This is a genomic window from Phyllobacterium sp. P30BS-XVII (assembly GCF_014138335.1).
Classification (GTDB): domain Bacteria; phylum Pseudomonadota; class Alphaproteobacteria; order Rhizobiales; family Rhizobiaceae; genus Phyllobacterium; species Phyllobacterium meliloti.
Genome location: NZ_JACGXO010000013.1, coordinates 46,225 through 62,674, shown reverse-complemented (window position 1 = coordinate 62,674; position 16,450 = coordinate 46,225). Strand labels below are relative to the sequence as shown.

General features: G+C 47.0%; 11 protein-coding genes. 7 read left to right on the top strand and 4 right to left on the bottom strand.

Annotated features, from left to right (window positions below; translation table 11 throughout):
• Positions 1–268: 268 nt before the first annotated feature.
• From FHW17_RS24265 to FHW17_RS24255, 3 genes are all read left to right on the top strand, one after another.
• A complete protein-coding gene (locus FHW17_RS24265; protein WP_112529531.1) occupies positions 269–544 on the top strand; it encodes a hypothetical protein in 276 nt (91 codons plus the stop codon).
• A 624-nt stretch (positions 545–1,168) separates the two neighbouring features.
• Positions 1,169–1,549, top strand: coding sequence for a hypothetical protein (locus FHW17_RS24260; protein WP_112529535.1), 381 nt, complete (start codon positions 1,169–1,171; stop codon positions 1,547–1,549).
• A gap of 968 nt (positions 1,550–2,517) precedes the next feature.
• Positions 2,518–2,931 carry a DUF4279 domain-containing protein gene (locus FHW17_RS24255; RefSeq protein WP_112529541.1) on the top strand — a complete coding sequence of 138 codons (414 nt, stop codon included), beginning with the start codon at positions 2,518–2,520 and terminating at the stop codon, positions 2,929–2,931.
• Positions 2,932–3,713: 782 nt separating this feature from the next.
• Here FHW17_RS24255 and FHW17_RS24250 read toward each other — a convergent pair.
• The 3 genes from FHW17_RS24250 to FHW17_RS24235 all read right to left on the bottom strand — a co-directional run bounded on the left by FHW17_RS24250 (position 3,714) and on the right by FHW17_RS24235 (position 7,334).
• Positions 3,714–4,034 (bottom strand): hypothetical protein, encoded by a 321-nt coding sequence (locus FHW17_RS24250; protein ID WP_112529543.1) that lies wholly within the window; start codon positions 4,032–4,034, stop codon positions 3,714–3,716.
• A 1,525-nt stretch (positions 4,035–5,559) separates the two neighbouring features.
• The gene (locus FHW17_RS24240; protein ID WP_162700388.1) at positions 5,560–6,006 is read right to left on the bottom strand and encodes a hypothetical protein; all 447 of its coding nucleotides are present in this window, start codon (positions 6,004–6,006) and stop codon (positions 5,560–5,562) included.
• A gap of 443 nt (positions 6,007–6,449) precedes the next feature.
• A complete protein-coding gene (locus FHW17_RS24235; RefSeq protein ID WP_112529549.1) occupies positions 6,450–7,334 on the bottom strand; it encodes a methyltransferase domain-containing protein in 885 nt (294 codons plus the stop codon).
• Between the two features lie 651 nt (positions 7,335–7,985).
• Between FHW17_RS24235 and FHW17_RS24230 the strand changes: the two genes are divergently transcribed.
• The 4 genes from FHW17_RS24230 (at position 7,986) to FHW17_RS24215 (ending at position 15,074) form a co-directional block, all read left to right on the top strand.
• Positions 7,986–9,854 carry a rhamnan synthesis F family protein gene (locus FHW17_RS24230; RefSeq protein ID WP_182510992.1) on the top strand — a complete coding sequence of 623 codons (1,869 nt, stop codon included), beginning with the start codon at positions 7,986–7,988 and terminating at the stop codon, positions 9,852–9,854.
• Positions 9,855–10,178: 324 nt separating this feature from the next.
• Complete coding sequence (locus FHW17_RS24225; protein WP_112529553.1) at positions 10,179–11,894, top strand: hypothetical protein; 1,716 nt, start codon at positions 10,179–10,181, stop codon at positions 11,892–11,894.
• A 248-nt stretch (positions 11,895–12,142) separates the two neighbouring features.
• Positions 12,143–13,558, top strand: coding sequence for an MBOAT family protein (locus FHW17_RS24220; RefSeq protein WP_112529555.1), 1,416 nt, complete (start codon positions 12,143–12,145; stop codon positions 13,556–13,558).
• Position 13,559: 1 nt separating this feature from the next.
• A complete protein-coding gene (locus FHW17_RS24215) occupies positions 13,560–15,074 on the top strand; it encodes a hypothetical protein (RefSeq protein WP_112529557.1) in 1,515 nt (504 codons plus the stop codon).
• Positions 15,075–15,173: 99 nt separating this feature from the next.
• Here FHW17_RS24215 and FHW17_RS24210 read toward each other — a convergent pair whose 3' ends face one another.
• Positions 15,174–15,971 (bottom strand): sulfotransferase domain-containing protein, encoded by a 798-nt coding sequence (locus tag FHW17_RS24210; RefSeq protein ID WP_112529559.1) that lies wholly within the window; start codon positions 15,969–15,971, stop codon positions 15,174–15,176.
• Between the last annotated feature and the right edge of the window lie 479 nt (positions 15,972–16,450).

Genomic DNA, 16,450 nt, shown 5'->3' with positions numbered 1-16,450 from the left:
GTCCCCAGGGCTCACGCAATAAGCTTAGCGAGTAGTTCCTGAGTGATCCTCTCGCCTCATGTGATTGATCGCGTCATTCAAACCGAAGTCGACCAAGTGTGAGCCCGTCGACCCCGCAACAATAAATCAGCCAGCATACTGCGATTGTGGAGGAGATAACGCAGGCGGGGCGCGTCATTGCACTGATCGAACTTTTTGGGAGAATGACGCCGGTTGAGTTTGATTCGCAACAATTATCGTCGGCTTGGCGGACACTTGGGAAATCATCATGAGTGAGCGCGCGTTAGACCTATTTCTGGAAAGTTATCCAATCGAGGAAGTGGTTAAGGTGCTTGGAAAGCAAATTCTCGATGCTATTAGGCAGCAGCTTTCCCACGAGGAGGGGTTAAGATACGCAATTGTGCTGGATCTGAACGAGGCAAATCTCCAATCGGAATTCGAGGAAGACTTAAAGGACTTAGACTACGGTGCATTTATTTGGTTGGCCATGAATAAACTCGAAGGCCGACTAGAGTACGACCGCGATCTTTTGTTTCTTTTGTGAGGGCTGATGACGCGAAAGAGATGGATGAACAGAAATCAGTTGCAAGACTGGCTGTTTGAAGTCGTTGAGCTTTTCTTTAGTTCGAGAGGTTGGGATATTGAACCAGTTTACCTGAAGACCTATTCGCTTTTGACGAACAAATAAGCGATGACGCCGCGAGCCGTAAATTAGCATTGACGCTCAAACTCATGATGTCTAAAGGGCACGATTGGTCAATTGTACTATCTATGGCCAAAGTTCGATTTGGGGTAGGGCAAGCAATATAGCCAAAGTCATGAGAGACTTCATCGCGAATTTTCGTCTTCTGATCGTTGCGTTATTCTCCACCTTGGTCCTCACAACAGCGGTCCATGCCGCCACAGAATTTGATAGTCAATGTCAGCGCCTTCTGCCATTGACCGACGATTTTGCCCGAAAGTGCCTGACGGAAGCGGTTCCCTTCTCGCGCGTGCATAACAAGACAGGCAATGAAGAATTCCGGGTTCTGTTTAGTAACGCTTATCCCAATTCGCATTTTATCATGGGATGCATGGTCGACTGGCAAAATCGGCTGCGTTATGTCGGGATGTATTACAAGACCTCACGGATCAACTGCCAGTTTTCAAGAGCAATCAGAGCGGTGCAGTGGATTATCAGGCAAATGTTGGGCTCGACGTTGCAGGTCGCAAGCAGATCCTAATTGCCGTGCAGCAGTTTGTTACAAAACTCATTCCAGAGCGATATCAGGCGGGTGCGCGCAACTGCGAAAAGGGTGACATTACCGGATGGCCCGTTACCGCAGAAAGTCCCGTTGTTACCAACACCCCGATTATTGCGTCGCCTGCATATGATAGCTTTTTTATCACCGCCAATGGCGGGCTGATCGCAACCCAAAAATATTATGACAATTACTGCAGTAGTTCGATGCCACCAGTCTTTGACGTTGAAGGCATTGTCCAAGAGGTATGCCGTCCCGCAATGATGCCCGCCCGCACAACCAAAACCGTTCCAATTCAGAGCAAGTAAAACATGTCAGAACCCTGGGCGCAGCTTGAAATCATCTAGGGCGGCGCTTCGGACGCAGCCCTTTTTCTTGTAGATAAGTATTTGATCCTTTGAATAGGTGAAAATTCAGTACATCCTTTAGAAAAGTGATTTGCGGCTGACTGGCGGCCTAGAGACAGGGAATACTCGCCGAGTGCATGGGAAGAACTTCACGGCTTCCCGCCTTGGAAATCTATTGCCAAAAATTGTTGTCAAACTTTTCTTTACGCCTGATCTTTTTTTCGAGTACTTTTACGGTCAAGCAAGTTCCGCATGTTGTCGGTAAAGGATGTTTTGGAATTTGCTGCGGCAGCGATCTGCGCTGCAAGAAATATTACGACCTCTCGAACGATCTCAGCAGAAGTCAAACCTTCTTCGTCGTTTTCTGAATGTTCGCCCGTTATTCTGCTATGAACGGACGAGCGGGTCTGTTTCAAGTCGGTGGTCAATGTCGATATATAGCTTCACCAAACAAAGGTTGATTAATCTCGGAGTGGATAGTACTGCCGTCACTGTTCTTACTCTAACGAACAAGAAGCTTTTTCTCCTGTTCGTGAATCTCGAACGTGCGTGCAGATCCAAGGATTTTGATAGCGTCTATAACCGGGTGCGCGAAATCGACGAGTACACGAAAACGATTGGCAAGAGGGAGCTCCTATACTTTGCGTACAGATACCTTCGGTTCACAGGCAATATGAGCATAAAGTATGAAATCCTACCTCCAACGGGTCGGCTTCCAGCAGGCATAAAGTACGAATTTGAATACCGTCCGGCAGTTGATCTGCGCGATATTGCTTTAGTTGAGTGGGCTCAAGATATGGCGGACAGACATTCTAAGCATTTTTGGAGAGCTCTCTTTCAAAAAGATAGGACGGCCGAGTGAGTAATTTCTGGGTTCGTAAAGATTGTTGCGCTTGTGGAAGATCAACGACAAAGGGACTGGCACATCCATGGCCGAAGTATTTCAATCTGCAGCATCCGTTAACTTTGCGGGTGATGATCTGGATGTCGAGTACGTAACGAGATTGATGGGCGCGCAACCGCACCTGGCCTACGAGAAGGGCAAAGATCACGTACTACCAAACGGAAAGGTTAGGGTGGCGCATACGGGCCTTTGGAATCGCAAAGTCAAATATCGATCTCTGGGCGATCTAAATGGTCAGATCGCCGAATTACTTGAGCCTCTCACGCAAAATCTCGATGTTTGGCGTCTGCTTTCCGCCAAATACCGCGCGCGTATTTTCTGTGGGCTTTGGCTGGATCGAAACAATGAAGGAATAGACCTGCAACCAGAAACTTTGCTTGCTGTTGGTATGCGTGGAGTCCGCATCGAACTTGACATTTATAGTGACAGGATAATGTGAAATAGGTTAAAATTCCTGTATATGGAAAATAATCCTTTCAATTTGGTGAGGAATTGCCTACAATGACGCCTGGATGATTTGATGTTCAGTGCGGACCTATGGATAGGGAACACTCGCCGGTCAAACCCAGCCCGAGCATCAGCTTGCGGCAGATGGAGGTTTATGCGCCTTCGATAGGAGAGTGAGAGAACTGCCAACTACTGTCAGAAGCGTAACCATAAACCATAAAATACCCGTCTTTGCATATAAACGGTATGTTACAGCGGTCGAGGATTTCCAATAGTTCTGCTTCGCTTGCGATATTGATTGAAAATGCGCGGCGCATACTGGAGGGGCGGTTTGGCGTTGATCGCGCGGAAGCTATTTTTTTGAGGCCATCAATCTTCTTCGGGAGAAAAACAATCTAAAGAGCTTCGTTCTGGTCCTTGTTGCGGAAACAATGGAAAAACGTGATGAATGGGGCCTGGATGAAGGAAGCGTGCCCCGTGAACTCATCGAACTTGTCGCGCATGAGTTTCGTTGGACCGAGTTGCGTGAACGGTGCGACGTGAGAATTCAGAAAATGTATGGCGGTGACAAAGGCCGGTGAATGATATTTCGTGGCACGTGCCTTTGGAATTTGACGACAATTGGTCTGATCGGGAATTTTATCGTCACTATAGTACGATCTTGGTGAGGTGAGTTTTATTCACCAAAATATCCCGTATTGCGAAACAGCGCAGTTCGGTTACGCTTTGCCATAGCCAAGACGCTGGCAGGTCGAATCCGGCTTCTGGAACCAGCTAGAGCTTTCCGCGCACATTTTTGCACGCGAGAAAGTTCCTCAGTGGCTGTTCGCTGACTTTAGTCTTTATCGGGCGCGTAGCTTTTAATGTTGCTTTGTGTAAGGCAGCTTCATCAACAAGGTCGATGTCAATGGTTGCCTTTTTGATCAAACTCTTGCTGATACGGCGTCCCACACGATTGGATGCGGCTTTAAACCGTGGAATGGCTTTGCGTTTGGACTTGTTGTTTTCTCCATAGGAGTCTCGGCAATCGTTCTCCAGAGAAAGACGTTTGTCTTCTTGAGGAGAGCGATCAGTTCTGATCTTAAAGTTTCCCATAGCGGCTCCTTGGTGTCAGCTAATACCAGAAACTTTTTGATCAGTCACTGTGAGGAGGCGACCAAGGTAGCAAGCCTAACCGGGTTTGGATTCGCTCCAAAACGGTTGCCCTAATTATCTACGCCAGGAATGCTACTACGGGACCTACAGGAACTACCTGTCCTTCCGCACTGAGCGCCGACATCACGCCTCTCAAGGCTAAATGCCGCAAGACCTAAATAATTGCAGTCAATACAAAACTGACCCGAGCCTGACAAATCCACGGCAAAAGGCAAACTCAGCGAGGCGGTAAAAACCTTTGTCGTGCAAAGCCTCCCTTACTTTGACACAACATCAATCGTTGTGGACACAGTCAGGAGGGAATTCGGACAAGCACTCGACAGTTAGTCGAAGGGTATAATCCGAACAAGAAGGCTGGAAGCAATCTTTCAGAGAAGTGGAAGGCCTTGTTTGAAGAGAAGCGCAAAAGCTTTGTCGAAGATACAGCGACGATAGCAATCTCTCATCATGCAGTCGGCTTCGTGCGCTACAGCGCATTTACTAACCGGAGCGAACATACCGGCAAGAACGGCAGGCCAATCCAGACCGAGACACGCTCATGGCGTGATGTACTCCGCCAAAAGGGCAGCTATCACTTCCTTCTGACTCCATCCGGCGATTGGTGCAACGGCAATTAGGTCAATCAATCCATCTTCAATTGCCAATTGGCAATCGTTGAATCGGTCGGTACAAATGCCTTTTGCCCTCAGCTTGTCGGTTTCTGCTTTAGATGTTTTTTCCCGCTCATACTCCCTTCGAAATGTTTGAAACTAGTATTGAAATGACGCGCCAATTCATCGACCTGTTACGCCGGAGGTCGCTGGTTCGAGCGCCGTCACTCGCGCCACTTTTCTCTCAAGTGAGTCAAATAGATAACTGCTTGGTTGAAAAGTGACGGACTCCGCAGTTTTCCGATTGTTCTTGCTTTTCAAGATAATATTCTCGCGCGTAATTTTCGTGATGCATTGTCTGCATTCGTGAAGACTGAGCTGAGCCCGTGAGCCTACCCCCAAATTTGGTAGATTCCATCATAAGGAGAAGACGAAGAACGTGGAGCAGGCGTGGATCAAGGATGAACCAGTTATCGGTATTTCGAGGGAACATAATGATGACTTGAAGATGACCGAGTTGTGCCCTGGGAACCAAGGCAACCTTTGATATTGCCATCACGTTCCAATGAACGCTGGAGCCGGGACTTTATCTGAGCCATTTTCGTGTTGTAGACGATATTCTTTATTGGGTAACATCACATTCAACGAGTTCCCAGTGAAAGCTATACCGGAAAAACAGGCCGCATGAGGTCAATTGAAAACGTAACACTCTCCCAAAAACTGGTCAGAACTTCGATCTCAGGTCAAGTAGCGTGGACACACAACCGCCCGCAGAATGTTTCTCCGGTCCGCCGTTCCTTGCTTAGGAACGTCTAGCAGATAGCTCGGAACTATTGCGGAGCGCACTTTTTCGGATGCGATAGCTTTGAATTAGCTTACATTCCTCGGACTATTTCTATTTTTTTAACATTAAACGGTGTCTGTTTTGGATCACGGCTAATCCAGACGGTCTGATCGTCTATGTTGCCTGGTATTCGGACAGTTACCCGTTCACCAATATTGAAATTGTGCCAACCTTCAGTGATCTTACCATTAATCTTATAGCCGATATAGACCGAAGAGGCGCTGCTTGACGCAAAGGAAAAACGCAAGGCACTTTCATTGTCGGACCTGGTAAGCCTTATGGATGCGGGTGCAGGGAGCGTAGGATCCCCTGTAAAAGCAGAATTATCAATTCCCGTAAGTGGAGGCCACGATGCAATAATTGTGCTGGTTTCCGCTGCAATCGAAGGCGTGACACTGGCATAAAAAGCTCCGGGAATTGGGAACATTGCTATCATGCTGTAAAAGGCCGCATTGGACGCTAATCCACGGATGCTCATCACTGTATCCTTTTGTCTCATTCAAACGTACAAAATTTAACGTTTTTAGCTTTTGCCCATTAGGCAGCGGGTGCTGTTAGACCATAGGCTGGACCATTTCCGCCTCCGCGCGTCAAGCAAACACCAGAAAAAGAATGATGGGCGGAACAAATCGGGAGCATACATCAATCCTATATGACTTTTTTGGCGATCAAGACATGCCAAACACGTATAGGACAAATTATAAGAACAAACTGGGCAAGATTAAGAATTGACCATGCAAAGATTTGCACAGTTTTGCAATGAGCAGTCCGTCGAATCCTGTCATTCGATCAGCGATAACTACCCTACGCTTATCGTCTGGATCTATTGCGATTGACAACGTGCCGACCGTCATTCGCCAGGATGATGATCAATCTATCAAAAATAGTACATCTCACCTGACGAATATCTGGCCTAAAGTTTTAGGAGTTTGCCTTTTGTAAGATGACCCAGAAATCGTTATGGTCTCTTCGCGTATCATAACAGCGAGCGCACGATAGTTTTACGTCACCTGTGCGATTGAGAATGTGGATAATCTCACGCATACTGTCCGGCGTGAAATACCAGGAATGAACATCCACATAATTGCCGTTTGCGTTCTCAAATACGTGCTTTGCTCGATCAAGACGTGGCAAGAAATCCTCATAGGGGTAGCCATGATCGCCGGCCCAATGTCGAAAATGGTCGTTGTGTGCCGAAAGCGCCAAATGCTCTACAACAGATCGGAACGGGTGGGTTGTTCTGTTCTCGTGATGAGCACCTAGAACTTCAGCTACTCCGCTCTCTTTCATCCAGTAGTCGTGACAGTAGCGCTTATCCGGTGCCATTACAAAATAGCTTCCCCCGGGGTGAAGCAAATTTTCGACGTCCTGTAGATGCTTAATCAAATCGGTCTGATGCTCGATGCAATAACTGCTGACAATATAATCGAATTTTGCATCGATAACACCTAGGTCGGCTACAGGCGACACGTAGTCGATGTGTGGAGGATTCGGCTCAGTCTGTCCTTGGGAAATCGCCCGTTCAATAAGTTGTTCACGTGAAAGAACATCGAAATATTTGACATTTTCGCCGGTCATGCTCGGTGAGAAATATGGCCCGATTTCGAGAACCTTTGCTGTGGATGGGATGAGGGTCAGAAAATCAGTGCGCGTCTTCAGCGCATTTCCGGGTCGTCCTTCAGGCACACCGTACAGATAGTAGTGTTGCTCCAGAAGTTGTGGCGAAAAATTTGCCAGCTCAGCGTTTTCAGATTTATATACTGCGGCATCGTATTCCGCCGGAAATTCAACCATGTATGCAGTCATCGCGTTCTTCCTCCATTATTTCTCAATCCGGCATCCGTCGATTTTTGTGAAAATGGGATGCTAGAATGCGAATCTCCATGCATACTTGCGATAGGTTCGTGATGAGTTTAACATTTGTTGTATTAGGCTCTCACTGAGACAGTAGTTTTGACTTAGCGCCATGATGCGTCGTCCGCTTTAACTCAATCCTTGGAAACTGAGGTTGAGTACCGTATAAATAAGGCGCCCAAGTTCTCCAAGGTTAATGGAGTGTGTGTTTTTCTTATGAAACACACGAGTGATAAGATTTAACTGTGCCTGCACAGACAGCGACGTTCTTAATATGGATATTATAATTCCCTATGTCCTGACAACAATCTTTGTTCGCTGTCATCAAACTCTCTAACCTCTGGCCCTTTAATATCTCGGTTGAACTGTCACAAAGTTTTCGGTGCAGATATTTATCGCTTTTTTCTCTCGGAGGCGGAATGCGTTTTAACAAAGGGCGATTCATCATAACATTGTGTCAACAGGCAGATTCATAAGAAAATGATCCAAACGATTCTACTACCTCGATTAGACAGAAGTTGAAGTTGTAGTTTTGAAGAAAATCTGCAATTGGGTTGCCTAGACATTTCAAAATTGGACAAATTGCGACACAGGAGTTAGTGAATGGCCGGTACAAAGCGTCTTGCCGTGGCATTTTTCTACGATGAAGATGGAATCGTAGATGACTATATGCCAGCCTTGGTGAAGGGATTCGAGCCGTTTGTTGAAAAGACTATCTTCGTGAGCAATGGTCCGCTCCATCGGGACGGCGAGGCGAAGATAAAGAAATGCGTCGATGAGATTATCATTCGAGAAAATGATGGCTTTGACGTATGGGCCTACAAAACTGCTATTGAATCAATAGGCTACGAAGAAATCTCCAAGTACGATGAGTTGATCCTCTATAATCATACGAATTATGGGCCTCTTTACCCATTGTCAGAATTATTCACCGAAATGGATAGTCGGGAATGCGATTTCTGGGGCATTACAGATCACGCAGAGATGTCTAGGAACCCGTTCACGCATAGTGGGGTGTTACCGTACCATATTAACTCACATTTTATTGCCGTTCGGCGGCCGATGCTCCAGTCCTCCTCCTTTAAGCACTATTGGGCAAACATGCCTGAAATCGCAAATTATACGGACTCAGTAGTGAAACACGAGAGCCGGTTTACGAGCTATTTCGAAAAATTGGGCTTCAAATCTTCTGTTTATTTATCTTGCCGTGATATCGGCGGCGATTATCCTCTCATGCTGCGCCCTGACGAAATGATGTTAAAGCGGTGTCCCATTCTCAAACGCAGAATGTTTTTTGGTGACACTAATTATTTGGAAGTTAACGCGTCCGATACCACGCGCGCACTGGATATATTGAAGTCTACGTCCGATTTCGACTTGGGTCTTATATGGAAGAATGCGGCCCGTACGAGCAAGCTACGCACATTGAACGTAAATGCCACTCTCATGTCGATACTTGCTGACAAAGCTAGTGCACCAGCAAGAGCCGAACAATACGGGAATATCGCGGTCTGCGCGCATATGTACTACACGGATATGCTGCCGGAAATCTTAAGTTATACAAGTAATATTCCGGTACCCTACGATTTCATTGCGACCACGGACACGGAAAATAAGAAAAATGAGCTGATCGAAAGGTTGACGGGTTACCCCGGCATAAAGAGTATTATTGTCAGGGTGGTCGAGGAAAATCGCGGAAGAGACATGTCGGCACTATTCATCAGTTGTCGAGACCTCTTTCTTGACGATCGATACGATTATGTCTGCCGAGTCCATACAAAGAAAACGCCACAAGTTGAGGCTGCGCGCGGAGAGTTCTTTAAGCGGCATTTGTTGAATAACCTATTGGGCAGTAAGGGGTATGTTACCAATCTATTGAATATGCTGGTTGACAGCCCATGGATCGGCATCGCCATACCTCCAATTATCCACATATCGTTCTACACAATTGGTCACGCTTGGTATAACAACAAGTCGAAGGTGGAAGAAGTCGTAAAGACGCTGAATATTCATGCAAATCTTGATGATACAACTCCTGTTGCGTCATATGGAACAATGTTTTGGTTTCGTCCGTCGGCTTTGCGTAAGATATTTAAGCAGAATTGGAAATGGACAGACTTCAATAAAGAGCCCAACCATGCTGATGGCGGCATGGCGCATGCGCTCGAACGTGTTATGGCATATGTCGCTCAGGACTCCGGATATATCACACAGCATGTTTCCAGTGCACGAAGTGCTGCTCAAGCTTATGTGATGTTGGAGCACAAGGTCGATTTGTTGACGTCCGCGCTACCTACGAACTCCATCCAGTCGCAACGCAACATGATTGTGTCAATGTTGAACGGGGGAGGAAAACATACGGTAGGCAGCGTTAACCTGCACCCCGGTGTGCTCCGGTCAATCGCGATCCTGTGGCAGTCAATGCTGCTTTCATTTCGATGGCGTGTTTTGCGTATACGCCCCAAATCCTAGCTGACGCGGCATTCCAACATCTAAACGGCACGGCGTATGCCTCGCATTCGCTGTACGCTGCGCAAAGTATCTCAGAATTGTCTGCTGTAGTGTAAAGGAACCTACAACATTGGTCCCTTTACAAAATATTGACTGACACCAGCACCATTGCTGAATCACGATGAAACATCCTCATCTGAGACACAGTCTCGATAATAATGCCCGTCGTCCTTTTTATAAAGGATTTTCCATTGACAACAATCAGACGCACATCATAGTAGCTCGTCGGTTGTTTACTATATAAAATGGTCAAAAAGACCGGTCTAATTCCGCGCGGGGTGTTCTTTGTCTTATGTTTTTGATACCAGAGCGCAATCAAGCGATTTGGGTTTTGACGCGCTTGATCCCTCATTCGATCACTATGTTGACTTTCTTCGGCGTGGTTATTGGCAAGCACGAGGATTTACTGAATTCCGGCAATCAGATCTCATCGTTCAGGTCAATCTAACAGCGTTAAATTCCTATACCTCGCAACTTGTAGCTGCGCGTGCAGCAATGGCCAAATGGTCACAAATGCTCCCGGTTACTTTCCAGGAGGTTTTTAGCGGGGCAACTGATGTCAATTTCGGCAATAGTGACACCGGTGCTTATTTTGATAGTAGTACTCATCTTCTGAACGTTGGGCCTACCTGGTGGGGCGGTGACTTTAGCATCGGAGGTTATGGCTATCAGACCTTCGTTCATGAGATCGGCCATGCGCTAGGACTTGGTCACGGCGGGAACTATAACTTCAATGCTACTTTTGCCAGCAATGCGCAGTTCGCGTTGGATTCGTGGCAGTATTCAATAATGTCCTACTTTACGCCTGTTGAAGCTGGCCTTACATCCCGGGAATATTATCTCATTTCCCCAAGAAGCGCCGACGTTGAGGCTCTGGTCCGCAAATATTTTATGAATCCAGATGGCTCCTTCCAGCAGGTAAATATCAACACTTCTAATAATACATATGGCTTTGGCAGCAACGATGGGTTTGCTCTTACAAGCAGCGGTCGTCTCAGCGCAGTTGGCTTCACGATTCACGATACCAGTGGATGGGACACGTTGGATTTCTCTGGATCAACAACGGGGACAATACTTAGTCTAATCCCTGGTGCATTTTCCAGTGTTAACGGCTTTGACAATAATATCGATATCTATAATGGCCACAATGCATACCAAGGCGATTACTTTATAGAGGTCGGTGTTGGAAGTGCGTTCAATGACATTATCACGGGTAATGACGGCGTTAATGGCCTTTACGGGAACGGAGGCGACGATTGGATCCGCGGAAACGGAGGCAATGATTCCCTGTTTGGATGGACTGGTAACGATTCCCTGGACGGTAGCGAAGGCGACGATTTTCTCGATGGGGGTCCAGGCGACGATACATTGTATGGTGGAACGGGGAATGACAGTTTGAATGGGGGAGTTGGCAATGATGCAATCTTCTCATCAACTTATTATGGTTCTGTCTCAAGTGGCGTCAGCACTATTGATGGCGGTGATGGCAATGATACGATTCATGCCAATGGTCTTGATACAGTTCTTGCAGGTGCTGGTGACGACACCATATTCGGCACCAATAGTTATGGTGGCTATGTCTATGTGGATGCGGGGGCTGGGAGCGATCAGGTGGGTGGTACCGTCAACAGCGACATTTTGATTGGCAATGACGGTGCAGATTATCTCTACGGTTATGGAGGAAACGATGCACTCTATGGCGGCAATGGCAATGACGTGCTGTATGGAGGTCTTGGTGCTGACCGATATGAGGGTGGAGCTGGCGCGGATATCTTCCAGTTTATGAACGATATTCAAGCCAACACTGTTGAGGCCATCGCCGATTTCACGGCCAAACAAGATTTGTTCGCCTTGTCTTCGGCTTATATTGGAAAGACTTATGTTCAGGATACCGCCAACGGAGTATTCATCTCGGTCGCAGTTGGCAACAACTATTGGGGCACCATGGTCTACGGCACTCATGATGTTTCGGCCGTTCAACAAAGCTTTTTATATGTCTAGTATCCGGTAGCCTGTACCGAAACCATCGGCTACAGGCACCTAGCCACATCTGTTGATAGCGGGTGGAAAGAGTATTCGCCCAAAAATGTTTTGGTGGTTAGCCTGTGAAAAGTTGCGAGCATCGTGCTTGACTCACCGGGTCACATTGGTGAAAAGCGTACCTGCGCTTGAATGGATAATGTACACACACTTGGTCCGTACGTGAGGTGCGACCAGGAAATATGCACTTTTTATAATGGCCGGTAACAATGGTTTTCAGTTCCTACAACTTCCTGTTTATCTTTTTTCCATTGTTTTTTCTTACTTATTATCTATTAGATCCTCGCTATCGGAATCTGCTTATTCTTATCGTCAGTCTGCTATTTTATTCCATCGGCGAGGGCGAGCGTGTAATTATTCTCTTGATATCGATTCTTGGAAATTTCTCTTTTGGAGTGATCATCAAGAGATTTCTTGAACAGTCGAAAAAGGCAGCTCTTTCGGCGTTGGTTGCCGGTATTATGTTTAATCTTGGACTACTAGCTTACTTTAAATATATTGGCTTTGTCGGAGAGAACGCCAACCAGGTGCTCCATATGCTCGGTATTGAGCATATGCTCCCGGTACTCCATATCGCCTTACCGTTGGGTATCAGTTTCTTTGCCTTTCAGGGTATTAGCTACCTCATGGATATTTACCGGGGAACTATACAGGCGACGTCGAGCCTGTTTGTGTTCGCGACATATAAGGCGATGTTTCCACAATTGATTGCGGGGCCCATCGTGCGGTATGCCGATATCGCCAATGATATGGATGACCGGCGTGTAAAGGCCGAACATGTGTTCGAAGGCATTGGGCGGTTCGTGCGAGGGTTAGCCAAGAAAGTACTTATCGCTGATACGATGGCGGCCACAGCGGACACCATCTTTGCGCTTCCGCACGGAGAGTTGGGGTTGAGTGTAGCGTGGCTAGGCGTCATCGCATACACGATGCAGATTTATTTCGACTTTTCCGGCTATTCCGATATGGCCATCGGTATGGGGCGTATGATGGGATTTAAGTATCCGGAGAACTTCAATCATCCCTATATGGCCCGCTCCATCGGTGATTTCTGGCGCCGCTGGCATATAACGCTGTCGTCATGGTTCCGCGATTATGTCTATTTTTCCTTGGGAGGTAACCGCCGCGGCGCTGGGCGGACATATGTCAATCTGCTGATTGTCTTTGCGTTGACTGGACTCTGGCATGGTGCTTCCTGGACCTTTGTGATCTGGGGTCTATGGCACGGTCTTTTCATGCTGATCGAACGGCGGTTTAATCCTGAAAAATGGCTGATCCCGAATGCTTTGCGGCATGTGTATGTCATGTTTGTGGTCATGATTGGCTGGACACTTTTCCGGGCCGATTCCGCCGATGTAGCGAGCCATATGCTGAGGGCAATGTTTGGGTTCGGTGAAGCTGGCACACTGGCATGGCCGCTAGCTGCCTTTGCCAATTCGCTTGTCGTGGGCACGCTAATTGTGGGTGCTATATTCAGTATGCCTGTATACGAGAAAGTGAAGAAACTCGTACCGGGGAGTATGGTTGTACCAGGTAGCGTAGTTATCGCAGCAGTTCTAGTGTTTGCCTGTAGCCTCAAGGTTCTTTCCGGATCTTACAGCCCGTTCCTTTATTTCAGGTTTTAGAATGTTCAATTCACCGACAAGGACTATCATCAACACAGTATTTATCGGAGCTCTTTTGATTCCGCCTGCTGCTGCTGTTTTGTCTCCCCAATTCAGAACCTTTGTTAGTACTGTAATTGACAATCCTGCATCGTTTATAGTGCAAAAGGAGGTTTTGCGTCGGGCAACCCCTCTTTGGTCAGATGGTATTGCTCTCTACAATACGGCTCTATATCGCATTGGAGTTTCGCCCAATCCTAATGTGATGGCAATGGGTAAAGAGGGTTACATGTTCCTCGGCAATGATCATGTCAAAGCCTATGATCAGGTGACCAGACGATACAATCCACCCCAGTCCGAAATAGATGCATGGGTAAATACATTCGAGTATGAGCGGGATTATCTCAAGCAGCGCGGGATTCCTATGCTGTTTGTCGTCGCTCCCTCGACTGGTACTGTTTACGCTGACAAGCTTGCGCACGTACCCTCAGGCTTTTCAAACAATCCAACACCTTTTGATCGTGTGCTCAAGCTGACGAAGGAACGGGGATTGCCGTTGCTCGACATACGTAGTGATTTGATCGAAGGACGAAAGATTGCCGAGACCTACTCCAAACTTAATTCTCACTGGTCGGATTTTGGTGCCTACGTTGCTTGGCAGAAAATTGCACCGGAGATTGAAAAGATCATGCCCGGTGAAAAATTGGCCGGGGTTGGTGATAAGATAAAGGTTGAAACGATTAACGCCAACAACGAAGCGGCGGGTCTTTTGAATATCGACGTAACCAACGAGTGGACCCGTCCTGTTCGTGAACAGCCGTTCCCCACGTACAATGTTATCATGCCGGATGGCACACAGCGCCCGCTTTCTGGAGAAACCTTGACCGGGTTTCTTGAACTGCCACGCGAGACCTTTTCACCCAATGCGACCAGCAATCTGCGAACACTCGTGTTTACAGATTCCATGGGCGCCTCGCTGTCACCCTATTGGACGGCTTCATTCAAAGAATTGCTCCAGGTGAATCATCATGTCCAGCAGCCACCCGCAAAGCTGGATTTCGAAGGTACCGTTGAAAAATTCAAACCCGGATTTGTGCTCTATTTGATGACAGAGCGTTATTTCGGTGTGCCACTTGGGGATGTCGATGCGTTGAAGATGCGATCGTCGTTCGCCACAACGCCTGAGTTGACAACTGATGCTATATGGCCAGCACAGCCGGGAAAAAGCGAAGTCGTTTTTGCATCTGACACAGGACTATCCCAACCATCAACCATCAAACTCCCCGACAACGAGGCTGCCAAAAGATATCTCCAACTAACGATCAACGGAGAGGGTGACGGTTCTCTTTACTTGTCGTATCAGGTTGCAGGTGTGACTACCCAGGGTTGGCACGAGTTCAATTCCGGCGAAAATAGAATATCAATACCACTTCCGGGGCAAGTTGATGCAAACACGGTCTGGTTATTAAGGAACACGGAACTTGCGGCAGCTACCCTTACAAGCATTCGCGTAAGGTCAGTTTCCATTGGTGATTGAGTGTTGTCAAAGCGAAGCAATAGCACACGAAGATGGGGCTTTGACCTTCGTTATCCCATCTTGTTGGGTGTGCCGCGTTATTCGCACAACATGTGGCGCCTAGCTGATCTTATCTGTTTCGTCCATTTCTCTAGATTTGGTGATCATAGCAGTTAGGTTTAGATAATGCTCGTAGCTGTGTTTCTCGATTATTGTCATTTGGTTGATCATATTAGTAAGCCCAACTGCAAAGCTATCCATCCTTGAGCTTAGTAGATCAAAACGATGATATTCAACTTCAGCTAAGTTTGACACTTCTGCAGCAAGATTTACCAGAGCCATTTTTCCTTCGAGTTCAGTACAATAGGATTTCAAAACAGGCAGACATTTTTCTTCGGATATTTTACCTATCTGCCTCATGAGCGGACCGTGGCGAGCAACAAACAGTCCCCAAAATGGTTTGATCTCCGCGATATTTTTCTGATCATCATCGGAACCGAAGAACTGCGGAGAAAGAGCGTTCAATTTTTCAAACGACTGATCAAAATTACCTATCTTTGGTTTCTGTAGGAATTCGCTGAGTTGAAGAATTGTGCTATTTGGATCTTGCGTCACATTTTCGAAACGCAGGAAGAGGGGATTCGACCGAGTTGTTGGGTTCCATGCTGCAAAATGGGAAGACCAGGAACTGCTGAAAGGTACTCCGTCAATGATAAATTCCATAGGAACGATGCGATTGCCTTGGCGACCGAGGTAATGAAAGAACGATATAATCGATGATCGTCCATCTCGTAGCACGTAAATCGCCGGGTCATCCGTAAGTGGCTTTTGATGTGTTTTAATGATGTAAAGATCGGGTGAGCTGCGGGCTTCTTCAATTATGGCATGTCCATTTTTGCCAGTAACGTCGTCGACCAAGTTGTTAAGTTACTCATCTGGACCAAAATCTCTATCATCCCCTTCGTTATCTAGAGAGTAGGTTTCAAAGCCAAACCCATTTCGAAGAAGTAGACGAAGAAGGGGATTTCCAGAGCGGGGATATGAAGCCAGCATACGATTATAAATGGGAATACCTTTCGTCTCCGGAGCCGTATAGATCGACTTTTGACTCTCTTGTGAATTTTCTCTACTCGCTAACTGCGGTGAAAGAGAGGCTTTCCATCTAGGCGCCATAACGGCGTTTGATCTTGGCTATACATTGCGATGTCATTCTTGTTGGCATTGATGTTCATTGGGTAAACGCAATGAGTTGAGTGGATTGGTTGCCGTTTGAAGAGAGCAAAACTGGTTCTGGTAAAAGATAGTGGATTATCTTCCTTGACGTTTCCTGGCTGGCTATACACTTGTCGTACCTTCAGTTACGGATATGCGCCTTTGCACGTGTTCTGAAGAGGTGC

What these genes read in the sequence shown, in the direction of transcription:
- FHW17_RS24265 (WP_112529531.1), top strand. Translation starts at nt 269, where the DNA reads ATGAGTGAGCGCGCGTTAGACCTATTTCTGGAAAGTTATCCAATCGAG.
- FHW17_RS24250 (WP_112529543.1), bottom strand. Translation starts at nt 4,034, where the DNA reads ATGGGAAACTTTAAGATCAGAACTGATCGCTCTCCTCAAGAAGACAAA.
- FHW17_RS24255 (WP_112529541.1), top strand. Translation starts at nt 2,518, where the DNA reads ATGGCCGAAGTATTTCAATCTGCAGCATCCGTTAACTTTGCGGGTGAT.
- FHW17_RS24240 (WP_162700388.1), bottom strand. Translation starts at nt 6,006, where the DNA reads ATGAGCATCCGTGGATTAGCGTCCAATGCGGCCTTTTACAGCATGATA.
- FHW17_RS24235 (WP_112529549.1), bottom strand. Translation starts at nt 7,334, where the DNA reads ATGACTGCATACATGGTTGAATTTCCGGCGGAATACGATGCCGCAGTA.
- FHW17_RS24220 (WP_112529555.1), top strand. Translation starts at nt 12,143, where the DNA reads ATGGTTTTCAGTTCCTACAACTTCCTGTTTATCTTTTTTCCATTGTTT.
- FHW17_RS24230 (WP_182510992.1), top strand. Translation starts at nt 7,986, where the DNA reads ATGGCCGGTACAAAGCGTCTTGCCGTGGCATTTTTCTACGATGAAGAT.
- FHW17_RS24215 (WP_112529557.1), top strand. Translation starts at nt 13,560, where the DNA reads ATGTTCAATTCACCGACAAGGACTATCATCAACACAGTATTTATCGGA.